The following is a 20773-nucleotide window of genomic DNA, read 5'->3' as shown; positions in this document are numbered from 1 at the left end:
CCTTTCAGGGTCGAGGAGGCGTCGCTTAGTCGACGATGATCCAGACGTGGTTCCACCAGTAGCCGCGGTGGCCGTTGCGGACGATGTAGGGGTGGTGCTGGTGGTTGCCGTCCCAATAACCGTTCCGGTCATGCTCGTAGTGGGCGGGCTTGCCGTGGGGGCCGTGGCCGTGAGGGCCGTCGGCGAGGGCGAGGGGGGCGGTGCCGAGCAGGGCAAGGGCGGCGACGGAACCGAGGAGGAGGCGGGGGGAGGGGAGTTTCATGGAGTGTGTCAGGATTGAAGCCAAAGCTAAGCCATGAGGGCGGGCAGCGCAAACGGTCGGGGCAAAAGAAAAGGCGGAAGGATTTCTCCTTCCGCCTTTTTCGAGCTGGGCGCCTTAGCCCGCCCCGCCCGCGTCGCTGGGGGCGGGGGTGGTCGCCTCGACGGCGGAGGCGACGAGGAACTGGCGGTTGAGGCGGACGATGAGGTCGTAGGGGATTTCCTTCGGGCAGACGGCCTCGCACGCCATGGTGTGGGTGCAGGCGCCGAAGCCCTCGTCGTCGAGGGCGCGGACCATCTTCAGGACGCGGTCGTGCTTCTCGGGCTGGCCCTGGGGGAGCGAGTTGAGGTGGGCGACCTTGGCGGCGACGAAGAGCATCGGGGAGCCGTTCTTGCACTGGGCCGCGCAGGCGCCGCAGCCGATGCAATGGGCGGCGTCGAAGGCGGCCTCGGCGACGGGGCGGGGGATGAGGTGGGTGTTCGCCGCCGGGGCCTGGCCGGTGCTGACCGAGACGTAGCCGCCCGACTGGATGATCCGGTCGAAGGCGGAGCGGTCGGTGACGAGGTCCTTCAGGACGGGGAAGGCGGCGACGCGCCACGGCTCAACGACGATGGTCTCGCCGTCGGTGAAGGAGCGCATGTAGGTCTGGCAGGTGGTGACGGCGTGGTTCGGGCCGTGGGGCTTGCCGTTGATGACGAGGGAGCAGGTGCCGCAGATGCCTTCGCGGCAGTCGTGGTCGAAGGCGATGGTGTCGCGGGCGTCCTTGTTCGGGTTGACCGAGGCCTCGTCGTTGACGACGTCGAGCATCTCGAGGAACGACATGTTCGGGTTGATGCCGTGGGCCTGGTAGGTGACGAAGCGGCCTTCGGCCTCGGGGCTTTCCTGACGCCAGATTTTGAGAGTGAAATTCATGGGGTGATTTTCAGGTGGAGTGTCGGGGGACGGGCCTAAGGCCTATTTATAGCTCCGGGTGACGAAGGAGAGTTTCTCGTAGATGAGCGGCTCGACGAGGCGTTCGGGCGGGGCGTCCTCACCTTGGTAAGCCCAGGCGGCAACGTGGGCGAAGTCATCGTCGTTCCGCTTGCACTCGCCGTCTTCCTGGTATTCCTCGCGGAAGTGGGCGCCGCACGATTCCCGGCGGGTGAGGGCGTCGCGGCAGAGGAGTTCGCCGAGTTCGATGAAGTCGGCGACACGGTTGGCCCGCTCGAGGGCCTGGTTCATCTCGGCGCCGGTGCCGGGGACGCTGACGTTCTTCCAGAAATCCTCGCGGAGCTTCGGGATCAGCTCGAGGGCCTTCTTCAGCCCTTCCTCGTTGCGGGCCATGCCGCAGTAGGTCCAGAGGATCTTGCCGAGCTCGCGGTGGAACTCGCTGATCGGCTTGTCGCCCTTGATGTTGACGAGCTGGTCGATGCGGGCCTGGCTCTCGGCGAGGGCGGCCTGCGCCTCGGGACAATCGGCCTTCGGGCGGTTGGCGGGCTTCTGCTTCGCGAGGTAGTCGCCGATCGTGTAGGGGAGGACGAAGTAGCCGTCGGCGAGGCCCTGCATGAGGGCCGACGCGCCGAGGCGGTTCGCGCCGTGGTCGGAGAAGTTCGCCTCGCCGACGCAGAAGAGGCCGGGGACGGTCGTCATGAGGTGGTAGTCGACCCACAGTCCGCCCATGGTGTAGTGGACGGCGGGGTAGATCCGCATCGGGGTCTTGTAGGCGTTCTCGGCGGTGATCTCGTTGTACATGCCGAAGAGGTTCGCGTATTTCTCGCGGACGCCGTGCTCGCCGATCCGCTTCGTGACCTCGGTGAAGTCGAGGTAGACGCCGAGGCCGCTCTCGCCGACGCCGCGGCCCTCGTCGCAGACGCGCTTCGCGGCGCGGGAGGCGATGTCGCGGGGGGCGAGGTTGCCGTAGCTCGGGTACATCCGCTCGAGGAAGTAGTCGCGCTCGTCCTCGGGGATCTGGTCGGGGTGGCGGTTGTCCTTCTGCTTCTTCGGGACCCAGACGCGGCCGTCGTTGCGGAGGGACTCGGACATCAGGGTGAGCTTCGACTGGTAGTCGCCGGTCACCGGGATGCAGGTGGGGTGGATCTGGGTGTAGCAGGGGTTGGCGAAGGCCGCGCCGCGCTTGTAGGCGCGCCAGATCGCCGTGGCGTTGGAGCCGCGGGCGTAGGTGGAGAGGTAGAAGACGTTGCCGTAGCCGCCGGTGCCGAGGACGACGCAGTCGGCCATGTGAACGGTGAGCTTCCCGGTGACGAGGTCGCGGGCGACGATGCCCTTCGCGTGGCCGTCGACGACGATGAGGTCGACCATCTCGGTCCGGTAGAAGAGCTCGACCTTCCCGGCCTTCACCTGGCGGGAGAGGGCCTGGTAGGCCCCGATGAGGAGCTGCTGGCCGGTCGCGCCGCGCGCGTAGAAGGTGCGGGAGACCTGGGCGCCGCCGAAGGAGCGGTTCGCCAGGAGGCCGCCGTATTCGCGGGCGAAGGGGACGCCCTGGGCGACGCACTGGTCGATGATGTTCACGCTGACCTCGGCGAGGCGGTGGACGTTCGCCTCGCGGGCGCGGAAGTCGCCGCCCTTGATCGTGTCGTGGAAGAGGTGGAAGACGCTGTCGCCGTCATTCTGGTAGTTCTTCGCCGCGTTGATGCCGCCCTGGGCCGCGATGGAGTGGGCGCGGCGGGGGCTGTCCTGGAAGCAGAATGACTTCACGTTGTAGCCGAGCTCGCCGAGGGTGGCGGCGGCCGCACCGCCGCCGAGGCCGGTGCCGACGATGATGATGTCGTATTTCCGCTTGTTGTTCGGGGCGACGAGCTTGACGTTGTTCTTGAAGCTCGACCACTTGCCTTCAAGCGGGCCTTCGGGAATCCGGGGATCGAGTTTGGGGAGAGGGATGCTCATGGATGGGCCTTGTTACCTGATTATTTGACGATTCCGGTGAGGACGCCGAGCGGGACGGCGGCCATGGCGAGGAAGACGAAGAGCCCGAACGCGCGGGCGATGAAGTTCTGCCAGGGGAAGGTGGCGCGGTTCCCGATGCCGAGGGAGCGGAAGAGGGCCGCCGCGCCGTGGTTCAGGTGGAGGCCGAGGATGGCGACCGAGATGAGGTAGAAGGCCGAAATCCAGACGTTGCTGAAGCCCTCGACGACCATCCGGTGGATGTCGTGGATGGCGGTGATCTCCGTCGAGCCGTTGTGGACATCGGGGACGGTGAGGAGGTTCAGCGTGGCGACGTCGGCGGCGGAGACGGGGGCCTCGTAGCCGCGCGACGTGGCGAAGGGACCGGCCTCGACGGTGAACTGGAGGATGTGGAAGACGATGAAGACGGCGAGGACGAGGCCGCCGACGAACATCGTCCGGCTGGCGAAGGTCGCCTTGTTCGCCTTGATGACGGCGTAGGGGACGGGGCGGGCGGCGCGGTTCCGTTTCGTGAGGATGATGGCCGCGACGATGTGGGCGACGGCGGCGGCGAGGAGGAAGAGGCGGAAGGGCCAGATCAGCGTGAAGCCGTGGAGGCCGGAGTGGTGGAGGAGGTAGCCGTAGCTGTTGATCGCCTCGGCCGGGAGGAAGACGAGGAGATTTCCAAGGGCGTGAACAATTGTGAATCCGAAAAGGATCAGACCCGTAATAGCCATGATGGCCTTAAGGAGAATGGCCGACTTGACGGGACAGTGGCAGGAAGAAGAGCCGGGGGAGGCCGCTTTCTGGACGGCAGTGGTGGGGGTGCCCATAGGGAGGCATGGTACAGGAGGGACGTACGGGAAGTCAACTGGCGGGAATGACTCATTTCAGGCCGTTTTGCCGAAGAAAAAGGGTCGAAATGCCCAAAAAGGGCAAAAACGACCCCCAAAATCCTCGTTTTTTGCAAATTGGAGCGAGGGAAGGAAAATTGCTCCGGCTTGCGGTCCTTTTTCTTCGGCTTGCGGTGGTGAAGAAAAAAAGGGGGAGAGTCATCGCGAGCGTGTGGCGTGGGACGAAACTCCCTAAGGTGCCTGGGCTGTGCGTCCTTTCTTCTTCCGCTTTCATTCGTGGCTCGGCCTCGGATCGGCTCTGGTCTTGACCTTCGTCGGACTGACGGGCTCGCTCATGGTCTTCAAGGAGGCCATCGACAAGGCGCTCCATCCGGCGTTCTACTTCGTCCCCGCCGCAGAGCAGAAGGGGGAGAAGCTCTCCCTCGATCTCCTCGTCGCGAAAGTCGCCGAGGCATGGCCGGGATGGCGGGTCACGGTGATCTCCCTCGAAAGCTACCGGGAGGCCGACCGGGCTCTGTGGGTGCGGTTGCGGAGCGATGCTGAGAGGAGCAACGCCTATGTTTCCGTCGATCCCTACACCGGGCGCGTGGGGGAGCTGCGGCGGAATGCGTGGAATGACTGGGTGCTCCGGCTCCACTCCACCCTCCTGCTCGGAAATTGGGGCGGGGCGGCGGCCTGCCTCTTCGCCCTCGGGCTGATCGGGCTGGGCGTCAGCGGGTTGATCGTGCTGGGCGGGCGGTTGCGAGGGGTTCCTTTCCTGCCCCGGCGGGAGCGAGGCGCGCGACTCTCTCTTTCCGACCTTCACAAGACGGTCGGGTTCTACGCGCTGCTTTTCAATCTCGTCCTCGCCCTGACGGGGGGCTGGATGAATCTCTTCGTCTTTCCCCGGCTCTTCGCCCCGAAGAAAACGCCGCCGCCGATGACGATGACCGTGGCGGCCGCTCCCGTTCCGATCTCCGGCGCGATCGCGGCGGCGCGGACGGCCCTGCCCGATCTCGAGCCGGAGTATCTCTTCCTTTCCCCGAGGCCGGGCGGCCCGGTCAGCGTCTACGGCGGGGTGCCGCACGCGTGGTTCTCCCACCCGTTCTGCAGCGGCGTGACGGTCGACGCGAAGACGCTTCAGCCGCTGAAAGTGCGCGATTTCCGGACGCTGAAGGGCGGGGAGAAAATCCTCTCCTACGTGACGCCGCTCCACTTCGGCAACTTCGGCGGCTGGCCGATCAAGGTGGTCTACGTCCTCGGGGGGCTCACGCCCGGCGTCCTTTCGGCGAGCGGGTGCGCGATCTGGTGGATGCGGCGGAAGAAGGCCGCCGCCGTCAGCGCGGCGACGGCGGTGACGACCTAGCCATTCATCACCGGCTTCGAGCCGGAGTCGGTCTCCGGCAGCGGCGATACCGGCTGGGGATGGTCGTTCCCGTATTCCCGCGATTCGAGTTCCTCTTCCGCTTTGTACCAGAAGGCTTCGGCTTGACCGTTGCCCTCGGGCCGGCCCGCTTCCACCCACAGTTCATGCGCCCGCTTCTCGACGGCTGCTTCCTTGGGGATCATGGGATAACCTAACCCCGATTGCCCCGTTCGCCAAATGGCCCCAGGTCGTGACACGACCTAGCGCGGCGGATCGAGAGGGACGGTCTGAATGGGGAGAGGGGAGAGCAGCTCGTTCAGGTCGGCCTCGGCCTCCTGCTCCTCGGGCGGGAGGGTCGAGAGGCCGGCCAGCCGGAGGGCCTCGCCGACAAGGGTGAGGGAGCCGAGGAGGAGGGTCGGCATCGGATGGGAGAGGAGCTCCGGCCACAGCGCGGGGAGCGAGGGCGCGAGGCGGGCGCCGGGGAAGTGGGCGAGGAGGGTGGCGGGCTCGGCGGCCCGTTCCCCCGTGGCGCGGAGGAGGATCGTCTCCCGCGTCTGGGGCAGGAGGAGCCGGGCGGCGACGGCGTGGTCCTTGTCGCTCATCCCGCCGTAGACGAGGCGGAAGGGGAGGGCCCCGAAGGCGTCCCGCCAGGCGGCGAGGGCGGCGGCGATCCCCTCGGGATTGTGGGCGCCGTCGACGACGAAGGGCGGCTCGGGCTCGCCGCGGACGATCTCAAAGCGGCCGGGCCAGGTCGTCTGGGCGAGGGCCTGGGCGGCTTTTTCTTCAGGGAGATCGGGAAGGCCGAGGGCGGCGAGGAGGCGATGGGCGGCGACGGCGCAGGCGGCGTTGCGGCGCTGGTGGGGGCCGGAGAGGCGGAGGGGCGGGAGGGCGGCGACCTCCGCCGGGGTGATCTCGTGCAGCGGGGCGTTCTTCTCCCGGGCGATGCGGCGGAGGATGGAGAGGGGCTCGGCCTCGGTCTCGGCGGTGACGACGGGGACGGAGGGCTTGATGATCCCCGCCTTTTCGATGGCGATCTTGGCGGGGGAATCGCCGAGGAAGGAGGCGTGGTCGCTCCCGATGTTCGTGATGATCGAGACGGCGGGGGTGACGATGTTGGTCGAGTCGAGCCGCCCGCCGAGGCCGGTCTCCCAGACGACCCAGTCGACCTGCTCCCGCTCGAAGTGCCAGAGGGCGAGGGCGGTGAGGGTCTCGAAGAAGGTCGGCTCCAGCCCCTGCGCCGTCGCCGCCGCCGTGACGCGGGTGATCCCCTCGATGAAGGCGGGGCGCGGGATCGGCGCGCCGTCGACGGCGATCCGCTCCCGGACCGAAAGGAGGTGGGGCGAGGTGAAGAGGCCGACGCGCTGGCCGCCCGCCCGGAGCAGAGAGGCGAGGAAGGCGGCGGTCGAGCCCTTGCCGTTGGTCCCGGCGAGGTGGACGAAGCGGAGTTTCCGGTGGGGGGAGCCGAGGGCGGCGGCGAGGGCCTCCATGTTCTCCAGCCCCAGCTTCATGCCGAGCCTGCGGCGGGCGGCCAGGACCTGGAGCACCTCCCGGTAGCGAGGCATGGCCGGCTTATTTGCCGATTCCGCCCTGGAGGTGGCGGAGGACGGTGCCGATGGAGGAGCGGAGCTGGTGGCGGCCGACGATCATGTCGATGAGGCCGCGGTCGAGGAGGAATTCCGAGGTCTGGAAGCCCTTGGGGAGTTCCTGGCGGGTCGTCTCCTTGATGACGCGGGCCCCGGCGAAGCCGACCATCGCCTTCGGCTCGGCGATGATGAGGTCGCCCAGGGAGGCGAAGCTGGCGGTGACCCCGGCCATCGTCGGATTGGTGAGGATGGCGAGGAAGGGGAGGCGGGCCTCGCCGTGGCGGGCGAGGGCGGCGCTGGTCTTCGCCATCTGCATGAGGCTGAGCATCCCCTCGTACATCCGCGCGCCGCCCGAGGCGCAGACGACGATGACGGGGCATTTCTCGGCGGTCGCCCGCTCGATGGCGCGGGTGATCTTCTCCCCGACGACGGAGCCCATGCTCCCGCCGAGGAAGGAGAAGTCCATGACGGCGAGGGAGACCTTGCGCTCCTCGATCGCGCCGAGGCCGGAGAGGACGGCGTCCTTCAGCCCGGTCTTCGCCTGGTATTTCTTGATCTGGTCGGTGTAGGACTTCGCCCCGGTGAACTTCAGGGTGTCGACGGGGGAGAGGGAGTCGTCGTATTCGGTGAAGGAACCGGGATCGACGAGGGAAGCGATCCGGGCGCGGGCCCCGATCGGGAAGTGGTGGTTGCAATGCTTGCAGACCTCGAGGTTCAGCGTCAGCTCCTTCGCGTAGAGCATCTCCTTGCACTGGGGGCATTTCGTCCAGAGACCGTCCGGGATCTCGAGTTTGCTGTCTCCCGTGGGGATGAGGATGGCTTCGGTCGATTCGTGGATCATGGCAGGAAAAAAGTGGGGGTTGGGGGTGCTAGGCGCGGGCCACGGTGAGGGCGGCTATGCGTGCCACGCCTTCGGAGCGGAGGACTCGGGCGCAGGCTTCGGCAGTCGCGCCGGTTGTGAAGACATCGTCAATCAATAGCAAACGAAGGCCCTTTACGTCAAACCGGGTATTTATGCCTAGAAGGGGGGCCTGGTAGGCGAAGGCCCCGGTCAGGTTCCGCAACCGCCCGCCCCGGGTCAGCCAGGCCTGCTTCTCCGTCGGTCGGATCCGCCGGAGGCAGGGGTAGAGGGGGAGGCCCTGCCGTTTTCCCAGTTCCCGGCAGAGCTCCTCCGCCTGGTTGAAGCCCCGGTCCCGCTGCCGCACCGGATGGAGCGGGACGAAGACGAGGCCGTCCCACCGTTCCCCGGCGGCGAACTGGCGGAAGCCGTCCTCCAGGTGATCGGCGAGGGTCGAGAGAAGATGGAACCGGCCCCGGTATTTGAAATCGTGGATCGCGTCCCGGATCGGCCCCTCGGCCCGCCACGCCGCCCGCGCCCAGGAGAGAGTCCAGTCCCGGTCGGCGCAGTTCCCGCAGAGGAAGGCGCCGGGAAGGAGGCCGGAGGGCGGCGCGGGAAAGGGCTCCCCGCAGCGGGCGCAGAAGGGGGGCTCGATGCGCCGGGTGATCTCCTCGCCCGAGGGGGGCGGCTGGGGCGGGAAGGCGAGGTCGAGGGCCTCGCGGCCCCAGCCCTTTACCCGGGAGCCTACTTCGAGGAGGAGGCGGGCCATTTCCATACGACGAGGGCCGCGACGGCGACGAAGAGGAAGCTGAGGGGGTTGGTCGAGAAATCGCCGCCCGCCCAGTGGCCGGGGAGGCCCTGGGTGAGCTTGTGCCCGGCCCGCTCCGCGACGATCCATCCCGCATGGAGGCCGATGGGGAGCCAGAGCGCCCCGGTCCGCCACCGGGCCAGCGCCAGGACGAGGCCGACGGCGACGAGGAGGCCGAGGCGGGGCTGGCACCACCCGAGGCCCGCGAAGGGGGTGAAGGCGAGGCCGACCGCCCGGAAGCCATCGCCGATGCCGGGGGTGGCGGGCTTAAAATCGGAGGGGACCTTGAGGTAATGGAGAAGGGCGAAGATCAGGCTCCCGACGACGATCGCGGCGGCGATGCCGAACCGTTTTTCGAGAACCCGCTGGATGACGCCCCGGAAGAGGAGCTCTTCCAGGGGGGCGAGGGCCCAGGCTCCCGCGACGATGCCGAGGAGCTTCAGGAAGGGAAGGTCGGCCTGCCACGCCTGCCCCCCCAGAAGGAGGGCGCAGAGGAGCGCCGCCGCCCCCGTCGCGAGGCCGAGGAAGAACCCCCCGCCCAGATCGCGGCCGAGCCGGGCGGTGCGGTGCCAGCCCGTTTCGGAGAGCGAGCCGATGCCGAGGCCCTTCCAGAAAAGCCAGAGCCCCAGCAGCGCCGAGAGCATCAGGCACCGGTTCACATACCGGGGGAAGGGATAGTGGAGGAGGCCGTGGAGCGCATGCCACACCCACGGGGCGAGGACCGCCGCCGCCACGAAGGGGAAGACGATCAGGCCGAAGAGGGAGAGAGCCGGGGAAGGGGAGGACCGGAATCGCATGCCGTTATTTCCCATCCATGAATAACAAACAAAAATCGCGTTGTCATCCCCGGTGAAGGACGGCATAACGGACCCCTTAGTTGTTCCAGGCACCGTCCCGGCCCGGATAACCTAACCAGCGTCTCTCTTAAGGAATGAGTTCCCAAGTCATGTCAAAGCCCTCCGCCTCCCCCAAATCGGCTCCCGCTGCCAGCCCCGCTTCCGCTTCCAAAGCCGCCCCTTCCGGTAAAACGGCTCCCGCCCTGGCCCCCCTCGAGTTCGAGAAACCGGTCGTCGAACTGGAACGGATGTTGGCCGACCTCAAGGCCCGTTGCGCCGATCACGACGTCGATCTTTCGAAGGAAATCGCCGCCCAGGAGGCGAAGATCGCCGAGGAGCGGACCCGGATCTACGGGAAGCTGACCCCCTGGCAGCGCGTCCAGATCGTCCGCCACGGGCAGCGCCCCTTCTTCCTCGACCACGCCTCCCGCCTCTTCACCGACTTCACCGAGCTCTGCGGCGACCGCCTCTACGGCAACGACCGCGCCATCCTCGGCGGCCTCGCCACCTTCGAGGGCGAGTCGGTCCTCGTCATCGGCCAGCAGAAGGGCCGCGACGTGAAGGAGAACATCCTCCGCAACTTCGGCAGCCCCCATCCCGAGGGCTACCGCAAGGCCCTCCGCCTCATGGAGATGGCCGACAAGTTCAATCTCCCCGTCCTCTGCTTCATCGACACCCCCGGCGCCTACCCCGGCCTCGGCTCCGAGGAGCGCCACATCGGCGAGGCGATCGCCGTCAACCTCCGCGAGATGTTCAAGCTCCGGGTTCCCGTCATCGCCGTCGTCCTCGGCGAGGGCGGCAGCGGCGGGGCGCTCGGCATCGGCATCGCCGACCGCGTCCTCCTGCTGGAGAACGCCTACTATTCCGTCATCTCCCCCGAGGGCTGCGCCGCGATCCTCTGGGGGTCGGCCTCCCACGCCCCGAAGGCCGCCGAGGCGCTGAAGATGAACGCCGTCGACCTCCTGAAGATGGGCCTCATCGACGACGTCATCGCCGAGCCCGTCGGCGGGGCCCACCGCGATTGGGACGCCGCCGCCGCCTCGGTCCGCGCCGCCATCGTGAAGCAGCTCAAGCAGCTGCGGAAACTCTCCGTCGAGCAACTCCTCGAGGAGCGTTACGAGAAGTTCCGCAAGTTCGGCGAGTTCGAGGAGCAGCAGGCCGCCGTCCTCTCCCGCGGCAAGGGCCGGAAGTAATTCCGCCGCCCCGCTTTCCCTTTCCCCATTCCATTGCATGAACGAACTTGAGACGATCCGCCATTCCGCGGCCCACGTGCTGGCGACGGCGCTCCTTGAAATCTGGCCCGACGCCCAATTCGCCGCCGGCCCCCCCGTCGAGCAGGGCTTCTATTACGACGTCGACCTGAAGCACCGCGTCAGCCCCGAGGATTTCCCGAAGATCGAGGAGGTCGTCTCCCGCATCCTGAAGGAAAGGCAGCCCTTCGTCCGCGAGGTCATCTCCCGCGCCGACGCGCAGGCGATGGCCGAGCGTGGCGAGTTGGCTGCCCTCGGGCCGCGCCCGACACCGAGCGTCTTCAAGCTCGATATCTTGAAGGGGATCCCCGAGGGCGAGACGATCACCCTCTTCCGTAACGCTGCATTCACCGACCTCTGCGCCGGGCCCCACGTCCCCGACACGGGCGGGATCGGCGCGTTCAAGCTCACCCACGTCGCCAGCGCCTACTACAAGGGCGACGAGAAGAACCCCCAGCTCCAGCGCATCTACGGGACCGCCTTCGCCACCCAGGCCGAGATGGACGCCCACTTCGCCATGATCGAGGAGGCGAAGAAGCGCGACCACCGGAAGCTCGGCAAGGAACTCCAGCTCTTCACCTTCGACGAGGACATCGGTCCCGGCCTGCCGCTCTGGCTGCCGAAGGGGACGGTCCTCATCGAGGAGCTCGAAAAGCTCGCGAAGGAGACCGAATTCGCCGCGAACTACCAGCGCGTCCGCACCCCCCACATCGCCCGGGAAAAGCTCTACAAGACGAGCGGCCACCTCCCCTATTACGCCGAGAGCATGTTCCCCCCCATGGAGATGAAGGAGGACGAGTCCGACAAGGAGCCCGTCACCTACTACCTGAAGGCGATGAACTGCCCCCATCACCACAAGCTCTTCGCCGCGCTCCCCCGCAGCTACCGCGACCTTCCCTTGCGGTTCGCCGAATACGGCACCTGCTACCGCTACGAGCAGTCGGGCGAGCTCTTCGGCCTCATGCGCGTCCGCGCCATGCAGATGAACGACGCCCACATCTACTGCACGGCGGAGCAATTCGCCGCCGAGTTTCAGGCCGTCAACGAGATGTACCTGAAATACTTCAAGATCTTCGGGATCGAGAAATACCGGATGCGCTTCTCGACCCACGACCCGGAGAAGCTCGGCCAGAAGTACGTCGATGAGCCCGAGCTCTGGAAGAAGACCGAGGACATGGTCCGCAAGGTCCTCATCGAGACCGGCATCAACTACATCGAAGTCCCGAACGAGGGGGCCTTCTACGGCCCGAAGATCGACGTCCAGGTCTGGAGCGCCATCGGCCGGGAATTCACCCTCGCCACGAACCAGGTCGACTTCGCCGTCCCCGCCCGCTTCGGCCTCGAGTTCACCACCTCGGCGAACACGAAGGAGACCCCCCTCTGCATCCACCGCGCCCCGCTGGGGACCCACGAACGGTTCATCGGCTTCCTGATCGAGCACTTCGCGGGCGACTTCCCGCTGTGGCTCGCCCCGGAGCAGGTCCGCATCCTCCCGGTGAACCCGGAGCTCAACGGCGAGGCCGAATCCCTCTGCGCCGAGCTGCGCGCGAAGGGGATCCGCGCCGCCGTCGACGGCAGCCCCGACCGCCTCGGCGCGAAGATTCGGCTTGCTCAGGTGGAGAAAACGCCTTACATGGTCGTTTTAGGCAAGAATGAGGTCGCAAACCGTCAATTATCCGTCCGTAGCCGCAAACACGGTGATCTCGGCGTGATCGACCGCTCCGCCTTCTTTACCCGGATCGAATCGGAAATCTCCGAACGCGCTCTCTGAGGAAGCCTCCCTTTCCAACAGTCCAACAAACCCGAACACCCCTCGCATACCCATCCCCCCTCCGTGGCCCGTCCCCCCAGAAATTTCAATAGTGGTCGCTTCAGCCACCACACCCATCGGCACAACAATTTCATCCGCGCCCGCGAAGTCTTCGTGATCGGCTCGGACGGGAAGCCCGCAGGTACCTTCGCCATCCTCGACGCCCTGGCCCTGGCCAAGCGCGAGGGCCTCGACCTCGTCGAGATCTCCCCCAACGCCAATCCCCCCGTCTGCCGGATCACCGATTACGGCAAGTTCCGCTACGAGCAGGCCAAGAAGGAGAAGGACTCCAAGAAGCACGGCGGCGCGACGAAGGTGAAGGAAATGCAGTTCCACGTGAACATCGACCCGCACGACTACGGCATCAAGATGCGCCGGGCCGAGGGCTTCATGTGGAAGGGGATGAAAGTGAAGTTCTCCCTCTATCTCCGGGGCCGTGAAAACCTCCACAAGGAACTCGCCGTCGAGCTCATGCGGAAGGTCCGGGCCGACCTCCTCCACATCGGCATCGCCGACCAGGAACCGAAATTAGTTGGCAAAAACATCTCAATGATGCTAGCACCTGTCCCCCTCCAGAAACGGACACGGCGCTTCACCTCGGACGATTACGAGGACGAAGGTGGCGACGACGACGTCGAAGAGGGGAATGAGACCGAAGCCCACGAGGGGGAGACCCCCGAGACGGGCGACGGTAAGGAATAGTCGGATTTTTATAGATCAGTCGGAAATAGGAAAGTTATATGCCCAAAGCCATTGCCAGAAGTAAGACGAAGAAAGCGGTCGCCAAGCGTTTCAAGATCACCGCCACCGGTAAGATCCTGACGTCCCGCGCCGGACGCCGCCACCTTGCCTCCTCCAAGAACCGGAAGCGGATGCGCAGCCTCGGCAAGACCAAGGTGGTCGACGTGACCGACGAGACCCGGATCAAGGCGAACCTCCCCTTCAGCAACCGGAAGTAAGGAGGCTGACATCCCCGTTTCAGGGGGTGGGTCTTTGCGAAAAAGCCAGGCCAAGTCCATCGGGACTTGGCCTGGCTTTTTGTGTTTTGGTGGGGAGGGGGGGCTTTTGGGGGGGGGCGGAGGGCCCGTTGGGGCTGGCGGGGTCGACCCTGTACAGCTGGAGGCGATCCGCTTTATAGCCCAAGAGGGGCTTCGCCCCTCCTGGAACTTGTCTCCCGACCCTGCCAGTTAGTTTCCCCTTTACGAGGTATTGCGCTATCGCGCAGGCAGTCCCCTTCTGAGGGCCTGAACTAGGCGGACGCGTTTCCCCCTGCGCCTTGTCTCTTCACGGGATTAAAATCGGATGGTTCCGGTACGCCCGAGGGTACGTATTGAAGGGGGAGCGGTACCAATACGCCCTGACTCCTATTGGGAGAGGGGCGCTTGGGAGAAGTTACGCGTCCTTCTGCGGGGGGGGAGTTGAAATGGCTTATCGTAAGTGTCTTTCGGCCCGGCCTGTGCGTCCTCCGACCAGCGCCGGGCTTCCCACGCCGCCTTCCAGCGAGGCCCGCTTCGCCAGGCTTGAATCGATCAGGGCCATCAGGTTCAGGACGTTGCCGCGCAGGGTCACGGCTTGGGCGCTCAGTTCCTCGGCGGCGGCGGCCGTCTCTTCGGAGGTGGCGGCGTTTTTCTGGGTCACGGTGTCGATGTCGTGGACGGCGGTACTGATCTGGGTGATGCCGGTGGTCTGCTCGGAGGTCGAGGAGGCGACTTCGTTGCTGATCCCGTTCACGTCCTGGACCAGGGAGGCGATCTCCTTGAGGCGGTTCTGGACGAGGGCCGATTTCTCCAGGAGGGCGCCGACGGTGGTGGCGACCTTCTCGCTGATCTGCGCCCCCGCGTGGCTTCGCTGGATCGTCGACTCGATGAGGGTCGAGGTGTTCTTCGCCGCCTCGGCGCTCCGCTGGGCGAGGGCGCGGACTTCTTCGGCGACGACGGCGAACCCGGCGCCCGATTCCCCGGCCCGGGCCGCCTCGACGGCGGCGTTCAGGGCGAGGATGTTCGTCTGGAACGCGATCTCGTCGATCGTCTTGATGATCTTCGCGATGTCGTTGCTCGAGCTCCGCATCGCCTGCATCGCGGTTTCCATCTCCCGGCTCGTGTTGCCGACCTCCTCGAGGGTGGCGGCCATCGAGTTGACATCCCCCAGGCCGATGTCGACGGCCTTCCGGGTCCGGCCCGCCGAGTCGGAGGCGGAGACGGTCCGGTCCTGATTCTGTTTTCCGAGGGCCGATATCTGCTCCAGGGAGGCGCTGGTCTCTTCGATCGAGGCGGCCTGGTGGCTCGTCCCCTCGGCGAGGGACTGGCTGGCGGTGGAGAGGCTCTCCGCGACGCAGGAGAGCTGGTCGGAGCCCTCGGTGAGGTCGGCGGCCACCTGCCGGAGGGTGGCGTTGGTGGAGCGGATGATCAGCCAGGAGGTGACGACGGCGAGGACGAGGGTGAGGGCCGTCGACCAGATCATCAGGTTCTGGGAGAAGAGGGTTTCCCGGCGGATGACGTCGGTGAAGACGCGGGTATCCTCCTGGACGTCGTTGGAAAGCTTCTGGACGGCCTGGACGTAGCCGTCGAGGAGGGGAGCCAGGGTCGCCTGGAATTCGGCGTTCGCCCCGGCCTTGTCGCCCTTCTGGCTCATCTCCATCACCTTTGCCCGGGTCTCGATGTAGCGTTTCCGGAAGTCGACGATGGTGGCGTATTCGGCCCGGTCCTGCTCGTCGGTCAGGGTCGCCTCGTAGGCCTTGTAGCGTTCGCTCGCCCCGGCGCTGTTCTCCTTCATCCGGGCCTCGGTGGCGGTCATCTCCTGGGGGTTGGTCGAGGCGATGTGGGAGAGGAAGAGGTAGCGGTTCGTCAGGACGGCCTGTTTGATCCCGTCGAGGGCTTCGAGCCGGACGAGGGAGGTGCTATGGAGGAGTTCGACCTTTTTCCGGATCGAGGTCGAGATCACGATGCTGGTCGCCGAGACGGCGATCAGGATGGCGATCAGGATGGCAAAGCCGCAGATGATCTTCTGGGCGATCGTCATCTTCGAGGAGGAGGCGTCATTCATGGCAGGGGGAGCTTCTGAGGGGGGTTGAGACTGAAATTCCATGTTTAGGTTATCAGAATCACCGACCTCGTTACTATCGGTGGGATTCCTGTTTTGGCGTAGGATTTTCACCTACAGAGGCGGCCCGGAGCGGGTCCGGAGGCGGATGTACAGGAAAATCGTGCGGAAAAGGAAAGATCCCCTTTACAGAAACGCGAAAAACGGCATCATCACCCTTCCCATCGAATAGGGACCGCCCGATAGGCGGGTTACTTGCAGTCTAAAGATTTGAATTAAGATAAAGGATAGATCATGGCACGCACCACCAATGCTCCCGCTTCGCGCGAACGTCGCAAGCGCGTCGTCGCCGCCGCGAAGGGCTATCGCGGACGCCGCAGCAAACTGTTCCGCTACGCGAAGGATGCCCGCTACAAGGCCATGTACTGGTCTTACCGGGATCGCAAGCAGAAGAAGCGGAACTTCCGCGCCCTCTGGCTCACCCGTATCAACGCGGCCTGCCGCGCCAACGGGATCACCTACAGCCGCTTTGCCGAGGCCCTCAAGAAGGCCTCCATCGAGATCGATCGCAAGATCCTCTCCGACCTGGCCATGACGGAGCCGACCCTCTTCGCCGCCGTCATCGGCTCGGTGAAGGTCGCCAAGGTCTGATCCGGCACGACAGCTAGACCGAACGTCCCGCCTCCTCTCTTCTTCGGAAGAGACAAAGAGCCCGGGGTTGTTTAAAAGAGGGCGCGATTTTAACGAATCGCGCCCTTTTTGTTTCTTTTGTTTTTACCGATTCCAACCCATCCATGAGTGCCTCCTCCTCCGCCGCCAAGAAAGCGAAGAAAAAACGCTCCCGCGCCCCGATCCCGGCGGAAAACATCTACCCGGTCCTCCCCGCACCCGGCTACGTGACGCCCGTCTGCCTCGGGATCGGGGTGATCCTCGTCGCCGTCGCCCTCGGGTTCTTCGTTCCCCAGCCCGGCCCGGGCCTCCTCCTGGAGAAGCTCCGCTTCCTCCTCTTCTTCGCCGCCGCCCTCTTCTGCGCCTGGATCGGCTTCGGGACCGGCCAGCTCCGGGTCGAGGTCATCGGCCGGGAACTCCGCATCCGGGGCGACATCTTCTCGAAGAAGATCGATGCCGCCGAGATCCGGATCGACCGCGCCCGGATCGTCAGTCTCGCCTCCGACCCCGATTGCGGCCTCCTCTTCCGCCTCTACGGGGCTGGCCTGCCCGGCTACACCACGGGGCTCTTCCTCCTCCGCCGGGGCGGCCTCGCCTGGGCCATGGTCACCGACCGCCGCTCGGTCCTCTGGCTCCCGACGACGAAGGGCTACACCCTCCTCCTCAGCATCGACCGGGCCGAGGAACTCCTCGCCCGCCTCCAGAAATTCAGCGCCCGCCGGGACGCCGACGTGACGGCGCAGGTCCAGGCCCAGCCCGAGGCGTCCTAACACTCCCCCCCTTTCACCCCCCTCCTTCCGTGGAAAACGAAATCCGCCAGCAGATCGACGCCCTCCGTTCCGACATCCTTTCGGCCCTCGCCGCCGCCCCCGACGCCGCGGCGCTCGAGGAGGTCCGGTTGAAGTATTTCTCCAAGAACGGCCTCATCGCGCCGGTCATGGAGAAGGTCGGCTCCGCGCCGAAGGAACTCCGCCCCGTCCTGGGCCGCCTCGTCAACGAATTCAAGGCGACGGTGAACCCCGCCTTCGAGGAGAGGAAGAACGCCTTCGCCGCCGCCGCCGAGACCGCCGGGATCGACGCCACGCTCCCGGGCCGCCCCGTCCCCGTCGGCAGCCTCCATCCGATCTACGCCGCGCGCGATCGCGCCATCGGGATCTTCCGCCGCCTCGGCTTCGCCCTCGCCGACGGCCCCGACATCGAGACCGAGCACTACAACTTCGACGCCCTCAACACGCCGAAGGACCACCCCGCCCGCAACGAGGGGGACACCTTCTACCTCGCCGACCGCGCGCTGAGGCACGGCCTCTCGAAGGACGACGCGAGCGCCGCGAAGGAGGGACGCCTCCTCCTCCGCACCCAGACCTCGCCCGTCCAGATCCGCGTCCTGGAGCAGCTCGCCGCCTCGGGGAAGCAGCCGCCCGTCCGCATCGTCGCCCCCGGCCGCTGCTACCGCCGGGACGAGATCGACGCCACCCACGGCATCGCCTTCCACCAGATGGAAGGCCTCGTCGTCGACGAGGGGGTCTCCCTCGCCGACCTCAAGGGAACTCTCGAACTTTTCTTCCGCGAGCTCCTCGGCGAAGACCTCAAGTTCCGTTTCCGCCCCCACTTCTTCCCCTTCACCGAGCCGAGCTTCGAGGTCGACGCCTCCCGCCCCGGCAACCAGGTGAAGGGCCGGGAGTGGCTCGAGATCTGCGGCTGCGGCATGGTCCACCCGAAGGTCCTCGCCAACGCCGGGATCGATCCCGAGCGTTACACCGGCTTCGCCTTCGGCTTCGGCATCGAGCGGATCGCCATGATGGTCCATCAGGTCAACGACCTCCGCCTCTTCGGGGAGAACGACGTCCGCCTCCTCAGCCAGCTCAGCCCGAAAGTTTGATTCCCATGAGCGATACGCCTGCGACCCCTCCCAATTACAAGGAAACCGTCCTCCTCCCGAAGACCGACTTCCCCATGAAGGCCGACCTCCCGAAGCGGGAGCCCGGCTTCCTCGCGAAGTGGAAGGCCGACGACCTCTACGGCCGGATCCAGAAGAAGGACGCGCCCAAGGGAAAATTCATCCTCCACGACGGCCCCCCCTTCGCCAACGGCGACGCCCACATGGGCCACGCCCTCAACAAGACGCTGAAGGACATCGTCATCAAGTACAAGACGATGGCCGGGTTCCGCGTTCCCTACGTCCCCGGCTGGGACTGCCACGGCCTCCCCATCGAATTCAAGGTGATGAAGGAGCTGCCGCCCGAGAAGCGGGACCCCGTCAGCATCCGCCAGGCGAGCGAGGCCTACGCCCGGAAGTACATCGCCCTCCAGCGCGGCCAGTTCGAGCGCCTTGGCATCCTCGGCGATTGGGAGAACCCCTACCTCACGCTGAACCACGGCTACGAGGCCGACATCCTCCGCACCTTCGCCACGCTGGTCGAGAAGGGCCTCGTCTACGAGGGCCTCCGCCCCGTCCACTGGAGCACCGGCTGCCAGACCGCCCTCGCCGAGGCCGAGATCGAGTACGCCCCCCGCACCGATCCCGCCCTGATGGTGAAGTTCCCCCTCACCGACGAGGGCAAGGCGAAGCTCGGCCTCTCCGCGAACAAGACCGCCTCCCTCGTCATCTGGACGACGACGCCGTGGACCCTCCCCGCGAACCTCGCCGTCGCCGCCTCGCCGACCCTCGCCTACGAGGCTCACGAGGTGGAGGGAGAGATCGTCATCGTCGCCGCCGCCCTCGTCGCCAAGGTTCCCCGCCTCGCCGGGACGCCGCTGGTGAAGGCCTTCGCCAAGGGCTCCGAGATCGAGGGGGCGACCTACCGCCATCCCTTCCTCGACCGCGTCTCCGCCGTCCACACGGGCGACTTCGTCACCGCCGACGCCGGCACCGGCCTCGTCCACATCGCCCCCGGGCACGGCATGGACGACTACCAGCTCGGCCAGAGCAAGGGCCTCGGCATCCTCGCCCCCGTCGACGACCGGGGCTGCCTCACCGCCGAGGCCGGGGTCGCCGAACTCACCGGCGTCTACGTCTTCAAGGCGAACCCGCTCATCCGCGACCTCCTCCAGGCGAGCGGCCACCTGTGGAGCGAGGAAGAGTACACCCACGATTATCCCCATTGCTGGCGCTCGAAGACCCCCATCGTCTTCCGCGCCGTGAAGCAGTGGTTCATCAAGGTCGACGCCTTCCGCCAGGCCTCCCTCGACGCCCTCGACCACGTCGAGTGGATCCCCGGCTGGGGCATCAACCGGATCAAGGGAGCCGTGGCGAGCCGCGCCGACTGGTGCATCTCCCGCCAGCGTTCCTGGGGCGTCCCGATCCCGGTCTTCTACCGGGACGAAAAGCCGATCCTCGACGCGGGCCTCATCCGCAAGTTCGCCGACATCGCCGAGGCGCGCGGCACCAACGCGTGGTTCGAGACCCCCGCCGCCGACCTGGCCCGGGAACTCGGCCTCGAAAACCCGGCAGAACTGCGGCAGGGGACCGACACCCTCGACGTCTGGATCGATTCTGGGAGCAGCCACGCCGCCGTCCTGAAGCGGCGTCCCGAACTCGCCTTCCCCGCCGACCTCTACCTTGAGGGAAGCGACCAGCATCGCGGCTGGTTCCAGTCGTCGCTCCTCCTCTCCGTCGCCACGAACGGCGTCCCTCCCTACAAGCGGGTCCTCACGAACGGCTTCGTCGTCGACGTCGACGGGAAGAAGCTCTCGAAGTCGAGCGGCGCGAAGGGGATGATCGACTACGTCAACGAGTACGGCGCCGACATCCTCCGCCTCTGGGTATCCAGCGAGGACTACCGGAACGACGTTCCCTTCTCCAAGGAGATCTTCACCCGCGTGGCCGATACCTACCGGACGATGCGGAACACGATCCGGATCCTCCTCGGGAACCTCGCCGGATTCGACCCCGCGCAGGACGCCGTCGCCGACGCCGACCTCACCGAGGTCGACCGCTACCTCCTCGCCCGCCTCGACGAGGTGATCGTGAAGGCCCGCGAAGCCTACGAGGCCTACGAGTTCCATCAGGTCTACCACATCGTCAACCGCTTCTGCTCCGTCGAGGTCTCGGCCTTCTACGTCGACGTCCTCAAGGACCGGATGTATTGCGACGGGGAAAAGTGGGCTTCCCGCCGCTCGTCGCAGACCGCGATGCGCCGGATCGTCGAGGCGCTGCTGAAGCTCCTCGCCCCCATCGTTTCCTACACCGCGGAGGAGGCGTGGTGCTTCCTCGGCTCGTCGGAGTCGATCCATCTCCAGCCGCTCCCCGAGGCGGGGACGCCCGCCGATCCCGCCTTCGTCGCCCGCTGGGAACGGATCCTGACCCTCCGCACCGCCGTCAACGAGTCGCTCGAAAAGGCCCGTCAGGCGAAGACCATCGGGAAGAGCCTCGAGGCCGAGGTCGCCCTCACCGCCCCCGATGTCGCCGAAAGCGATGCCGAGCTGCTGAAGCTCGTCTTCATCGTCTCCCGCCTGAAGTTGAAGACGGGCGGCGAGGTCGCCGCCGAGGTCACCCGCGCCGAGGGGGAGAAATGCCTCCGCTGCTGGAAATACGACGAGACCCTGGGCGCCGATCCGGCCCATCCCGCCCTCTGCGCCCGGTGCGCGAAGGCGGTCTCCTAA

At 66.4% G+C, this 20773-nt stretch carries 19 protein-coding genes; 9 read left to right on the top strand and 10 right to left on the bottom strand.

Annotated features, from left to right (window positions below):
• Positions 1-25 precede the first annotated feature (25 nt).
• From BLU04_RS15685 to BLU04_RS15670, 4 genes are all read right to left on the bottom strand, one after another.
• Positions 26-262, bottom strand: a complete 237-nt coding sequence (locus BLU04_RS15685; protein ID WP_093288154.1) for a hypothetical protein — start codon at positions 260-262, stop codon at positions 26-28.
• A gap of 114 nt (positions 263-376) precedes the next feature.
• The gene (locus tag BLU04_RS15680) at positions 377-1171 is read right to left on the bottom strand and encodes a succinate dehydrogenase/fumarate reductase iron-sulfur subunit (RefSeq protein ID WP_093288152.1); all 795 of its coding nucleotides are present in this window, start codon (positions 1169-1171) and stop codon (positions 377-379) included.
• A gap of 42 nt (positions 1172-1213) precedes the next feature.
• Entirely contained in the window at positions 1214-3142 is a 1929-nt protein-coding gene (locus BLU04_RS15675; RefSeq protein ID WP_093288149.1) for a fumarate reductase/succinate dehydrogenase flavoprotein subunit, read from the bottom strand.
• A gap of 20 nt (positions 3143-3162) precedes the next feature.
• Complete coding sequence (locus tag BLU04_RS15670) at positions 3163-3972, bottom strand: succinate dehydrogenase cytochrome b subunit (protein WP_093288146.1); 810 nt, start codon at positions 3970-3972, stop codon at positions 3163-3165.
• A gap of 268 nt (positions 3973-4240) precedes the next feature.
• On the opposite strand from BLU04_RS15670, the gene BLU04_RS15665 reads away from it, so the two are divergent.
• Positions 4241-5338: a PepSY-associated TM helix domain-containing protein gene (locus tag BLU04_RS15665; protein ID WP_093288144.1), complete on the top strand. Its 1098-nt coding sequence runs from the start codon at positions 4241-4243 to the stop codon at positions 5336-5338.
• Here the strand turns inward: BLU04_RS15665 and BLU04_RS15660 are convergent.
• From BLU04_RS15660 to BLU04_RS15640, 5 genes are read right to left on the bottom strand one after another with little or no spacing between them, the layout of a single operon-like run.
• A complete protein-coding gene (locus BLU04_RS15660) occupies positions 5335-5541 on the bottom strand; it encodes a DUF2934 domain-containing protein (RefSeq protein ID WP_093288141.1) in 207 nt (68 codons plus the stop codon). The genes BLU04_RS15665 and BLU04_RS15660 overlap by 4 nt on opposite strands.
• Before the next feature lie 57 nt (positions 5542-5598).
• A complete protein-coding gene (locus BLU04_RS15655; RefSeq protein ID WP_093288139.1) occupies positions 5599-6900 on the bottom strand; it encodes a folylpolyglutamate synthase/dihydrofolate synthase family protein in 1302 nt (433 codons plus the stop codon).
• A gap of 7 nt (positions 6901-6907) precedes the next feature.
• Positions 6908-7762 carry an acetyl-CoA carboxylase, carboxyltransferase subunit beta gene (gene accD / locus BLU04_RS15650; RefSeq protein WP_093288136.1) on the bottom strand — a complete coding sequence of 285 codons (855 nt, stop codon included), beginning with the start codon at positions 7760-7762 and terminating at the stop codon, positions 6908-6910.
• A 28-nt stretch (positions 7763-7790) separates the two neighbouring features.
• Positions 7791-8528, bottom strand: a complete 738-nt coding sequence (locus BLU04_RS15645; RefSeq protein WP_093288134.1) for a ComF family protein — start codon at positions 8526-8528, stop codon at positions 7791-7793.
• Positions 8504-9364: a CPBP family intramembrane glutamic endopeptidase gene (locus BLU04_RS15640; protein ID WP_157895413.1), complete on the bottom strand. Its 861-nt coding sequence runs from the start codon at positions 9362-9364 to the stop codon at positions 8504-8506. Before BLU04_RS15640 ends, BLU04_RS15645 begins: the two co-directional genes overlap by 25 nt.
• 149 nt (positions 9365-9513) lie before the next feature.
• Between BLU04_RS15640 and BLU04_RS15635 the strand changes: the two genes are divergently transcribed.
• From BLU04_RS15635 to rpmI, 4 genes are all read left to right on the top strand, one after another.
• Positions 9514-10596: an acetyl-CoA carboxylase carboxyltransferase subunit alpha gene (locus BLU04_RS15635; RefSeq protein WP_093288129.1), complete on the top strand. Its 1083-nt coding sequence runs from the start codon at positions 9514-9516 to the stop codon at positions 10594-10596.
• Between the two features lie 37 nt (positions 10597-10633).
• Complete coding sequence (gene thrS / locus BLU04_RS15630) at positions 10634-12424, top strand: threonine--tRNA ligase (protein WP_093288126.1); 1791 nt, start codon at positions 10634-10636, stop codon at positions 12422-12424.
• Positions 12425-12487: 63 nt separating this feature from the next.
• On the top strand, positions 12488-13165 hold the full coding sequence (gene infC / locus BLU04_RS15625; protein WP_093288125.1) for a translation initiation factor IF-3: 678 nt from the start codon (positions 12488-12490) through the stop codon (positions 13163-13165).
• 38 nt (positions 13166-13203) lie between these two features.
• Complete coding sequence (rpmI, locus tag BLU04_RS15620) at positions 13204-13422, top strand: 50S ribosomal protein L35 (RefSeq protein ID WP_093288122.1); 219 nt, start codon at positions 13204-13206, stop codon at positions 13420-13422.
• Between the two features lie 469 nt (positions 13423-13891).
• On the opposite strand, the gene BLU04_RS15615 is transcribed toward rpmI, so the two are convergent.
• Positions 13892-15505, bottom strand: coding sequence for a methyl-accepting chemotaxis protein (locus tag BLU04_RS15615; RefSeq protein WP_162274706.1), 1614 nt, complete (start codon positions 15503-15505; stop codon positions 13892-13894).
• A 291-nt stretch (positions 15506-15796) separates the two neighbouring features.
• On the opposite strand from BLU04_RS15615, the gene rplT reads away from it, so the two are divergent.
• The 4 genes from rplT (at position 15797) to ileS (ending at position 20773) form a co-directional block, all read left to right on the top strand.
• A complete protein-coding gene (rplT, locus tag BLU04_RS15610) occupies positions 15797-16153 on the top strand; it encodes a 50S ribosomal protein L20 (protein WP_093288117.1) in 357 nt (118 codons plus the stop codon).
• A gap of 143 nt (positions 16154-16296) precedes the next feature.
• Complete coding sequence (locus tag BLU04_RS15605) at positions 16297-16941, top strand: hypothetical protein (protein ID WP_093288115.1); 645 nt, start codon at positions 16297-16299, stop codon at positions 16939-16941.
• A gap of 29 nt (positions 16942-16970) precedes the next feature.
• Complete coding sequence (gene pheS, locus BLU04_RS15600; RefSeq protein ID WP_197672975.1) at positions 16971-18050, top strand: phenylalanine--tRNA ligase subunit alpha; 1080 nt, start codon at positions 16971-16973, stop codon at positions 18048-18050.
• Positions 18051-18055: 5 nt separating this feature from the next.
• Positions 18056-20773, top strand: a complete 2718-nt coding sequence (ileS, locus tag BLU04_RS15595; RefSeq protein ID WP_093288112.1) for an isoleucine--tRNA ligase — start codon at positions 18056-18058, stop codon at positions 20771-20773.

Origin of the sequence: Verrucomicrobium sp. GAS474 (assembly GCF_900105685.1) — a bacterium.
GTDB lineage: Bacteria > Verrucomicrobiota > Verrucomicrobiia > Methylacidiphilales > GAS474 > GAS474.
This window is presented reverse-complemented; position numbering and strand designations above follow the sequence as displayed.

Excerpts from the sequence above, each read along its gene's own strand:
- BLU04_RS15685 (WP_093288154.1), bottom strand. The coding sequence starts at position 262 with ATGAAACTCCCCTCCCCCCGCCTCCTCCTCGGTTCCGTCGCCGCCCTT.
- rpmI (WP_093288122.1), top strand. The coding sequence starts at position 13,204 with ATGCCCAAAGCCATTGCCAGAAGTAAGACGAAGAAAGCGGTCGCCAAG.
- BLU04_RS15655 (WP_093288139.1), bottom strand. The coding sequence starts at position 6,900 with ATGCCTCGCTACCGGGAGGTGCTCCAGGTCCTGGCCGCCCGCCGCAGG.
- BLU04_RS15645 (WP_093288134.1), bottom strand. The coding sequence starts at position 8,528 with ATGGCCCGCCTCCTCCTCGAAGTAGGCTCCCGGGTAAAGGGCTGGGGC.
- thrS (WP_093288126.1), top strand. The coding sequence starts at position 10,634 with ATGAACGAACTTGAGACGATCCGCCATTCCGCGGCCCACGTGCTGGCG.
- BLU04_RS15675 (WP_093288149.1), bottom strand. The coding sequence starts at position 3,142 with ATGAGCATCCCTCTCCCCAAACTCGATCCCCGGATTCCCGAAGGCCCG.
- BLU04_RS15605 (WP_093288115.1), top strand. The coding sequence starts at position 16,297 with ATGAGTGCCTCCTCCTCCGCCGCCAAGAAAGCGAAGAAAAAACGCTCC.
- accD (WP_093288136.1), bottom strand. The coding sequence starts at position 7,762 with ATGATCCACGAATCGACCGAAGCCATCCTCATCCCCACGGGAGACAGC.
- rplT (WP_093288117.1), top strand. The coding sequence starts at position 15,797 with ATGGCACGCACCACCAATGCTCCCGCTTCGCGCGAACGTCGCAAGCGC.
- BLU04_RS15670 (WP_093288146.1), bottom strand. The coding sequence starts at position 3,972 with ATGGGCACCCCCACCACTGCCGTCCAGAAAGCGGCCTCCCCCGGCTCT.
- BLU04_RS15635 (WP_093288129.1), top strand. The coding sequence starts at position 9,514 with ATGTCAAAGCCCTCCGCCTCCCCCAAATCGGCTCCCGCTGCCAGCCCC.
- ileS (WP_093288112.1), top strand. The coding sequence starts at position 18,056 with ATGAGCGATACGCCTGCGACCCCTCCCAATTACAAGGAAACCGTCCTC.
- BLU04_RS15680 (WP_093288152.1), bottom strand. The coding sequence starts at position 1,171 with ATGAATTTCACTCTCAAAATCTGGCGTCAGGAAAGCCCCGAGGCCGAA.
- BLU04_RS15640 (WP_157895413.1), bottom strand. The coding sequence starts at position 9,364 with ATGCGATTCCGGTCCTCCCCTTCCCCGGCTCTCTCCCTCTTCGGCCTG.
- BLU04_RS15660 (WP_093288141.1), bottom strand. The coding sequence starts at position 5,541 with ATGATCCCCAAGGAAGCAGCCGTCGAGAAGCGGGCGCATGAACTGTGG.
- BLU04_RS15615 (WP_162274706.1), bottom strand. The coding sequence starts at position 15,505 with ATGAATGACGCCTCCTCCTCGAAGATGACGATCGCCCAGAAGATCATC.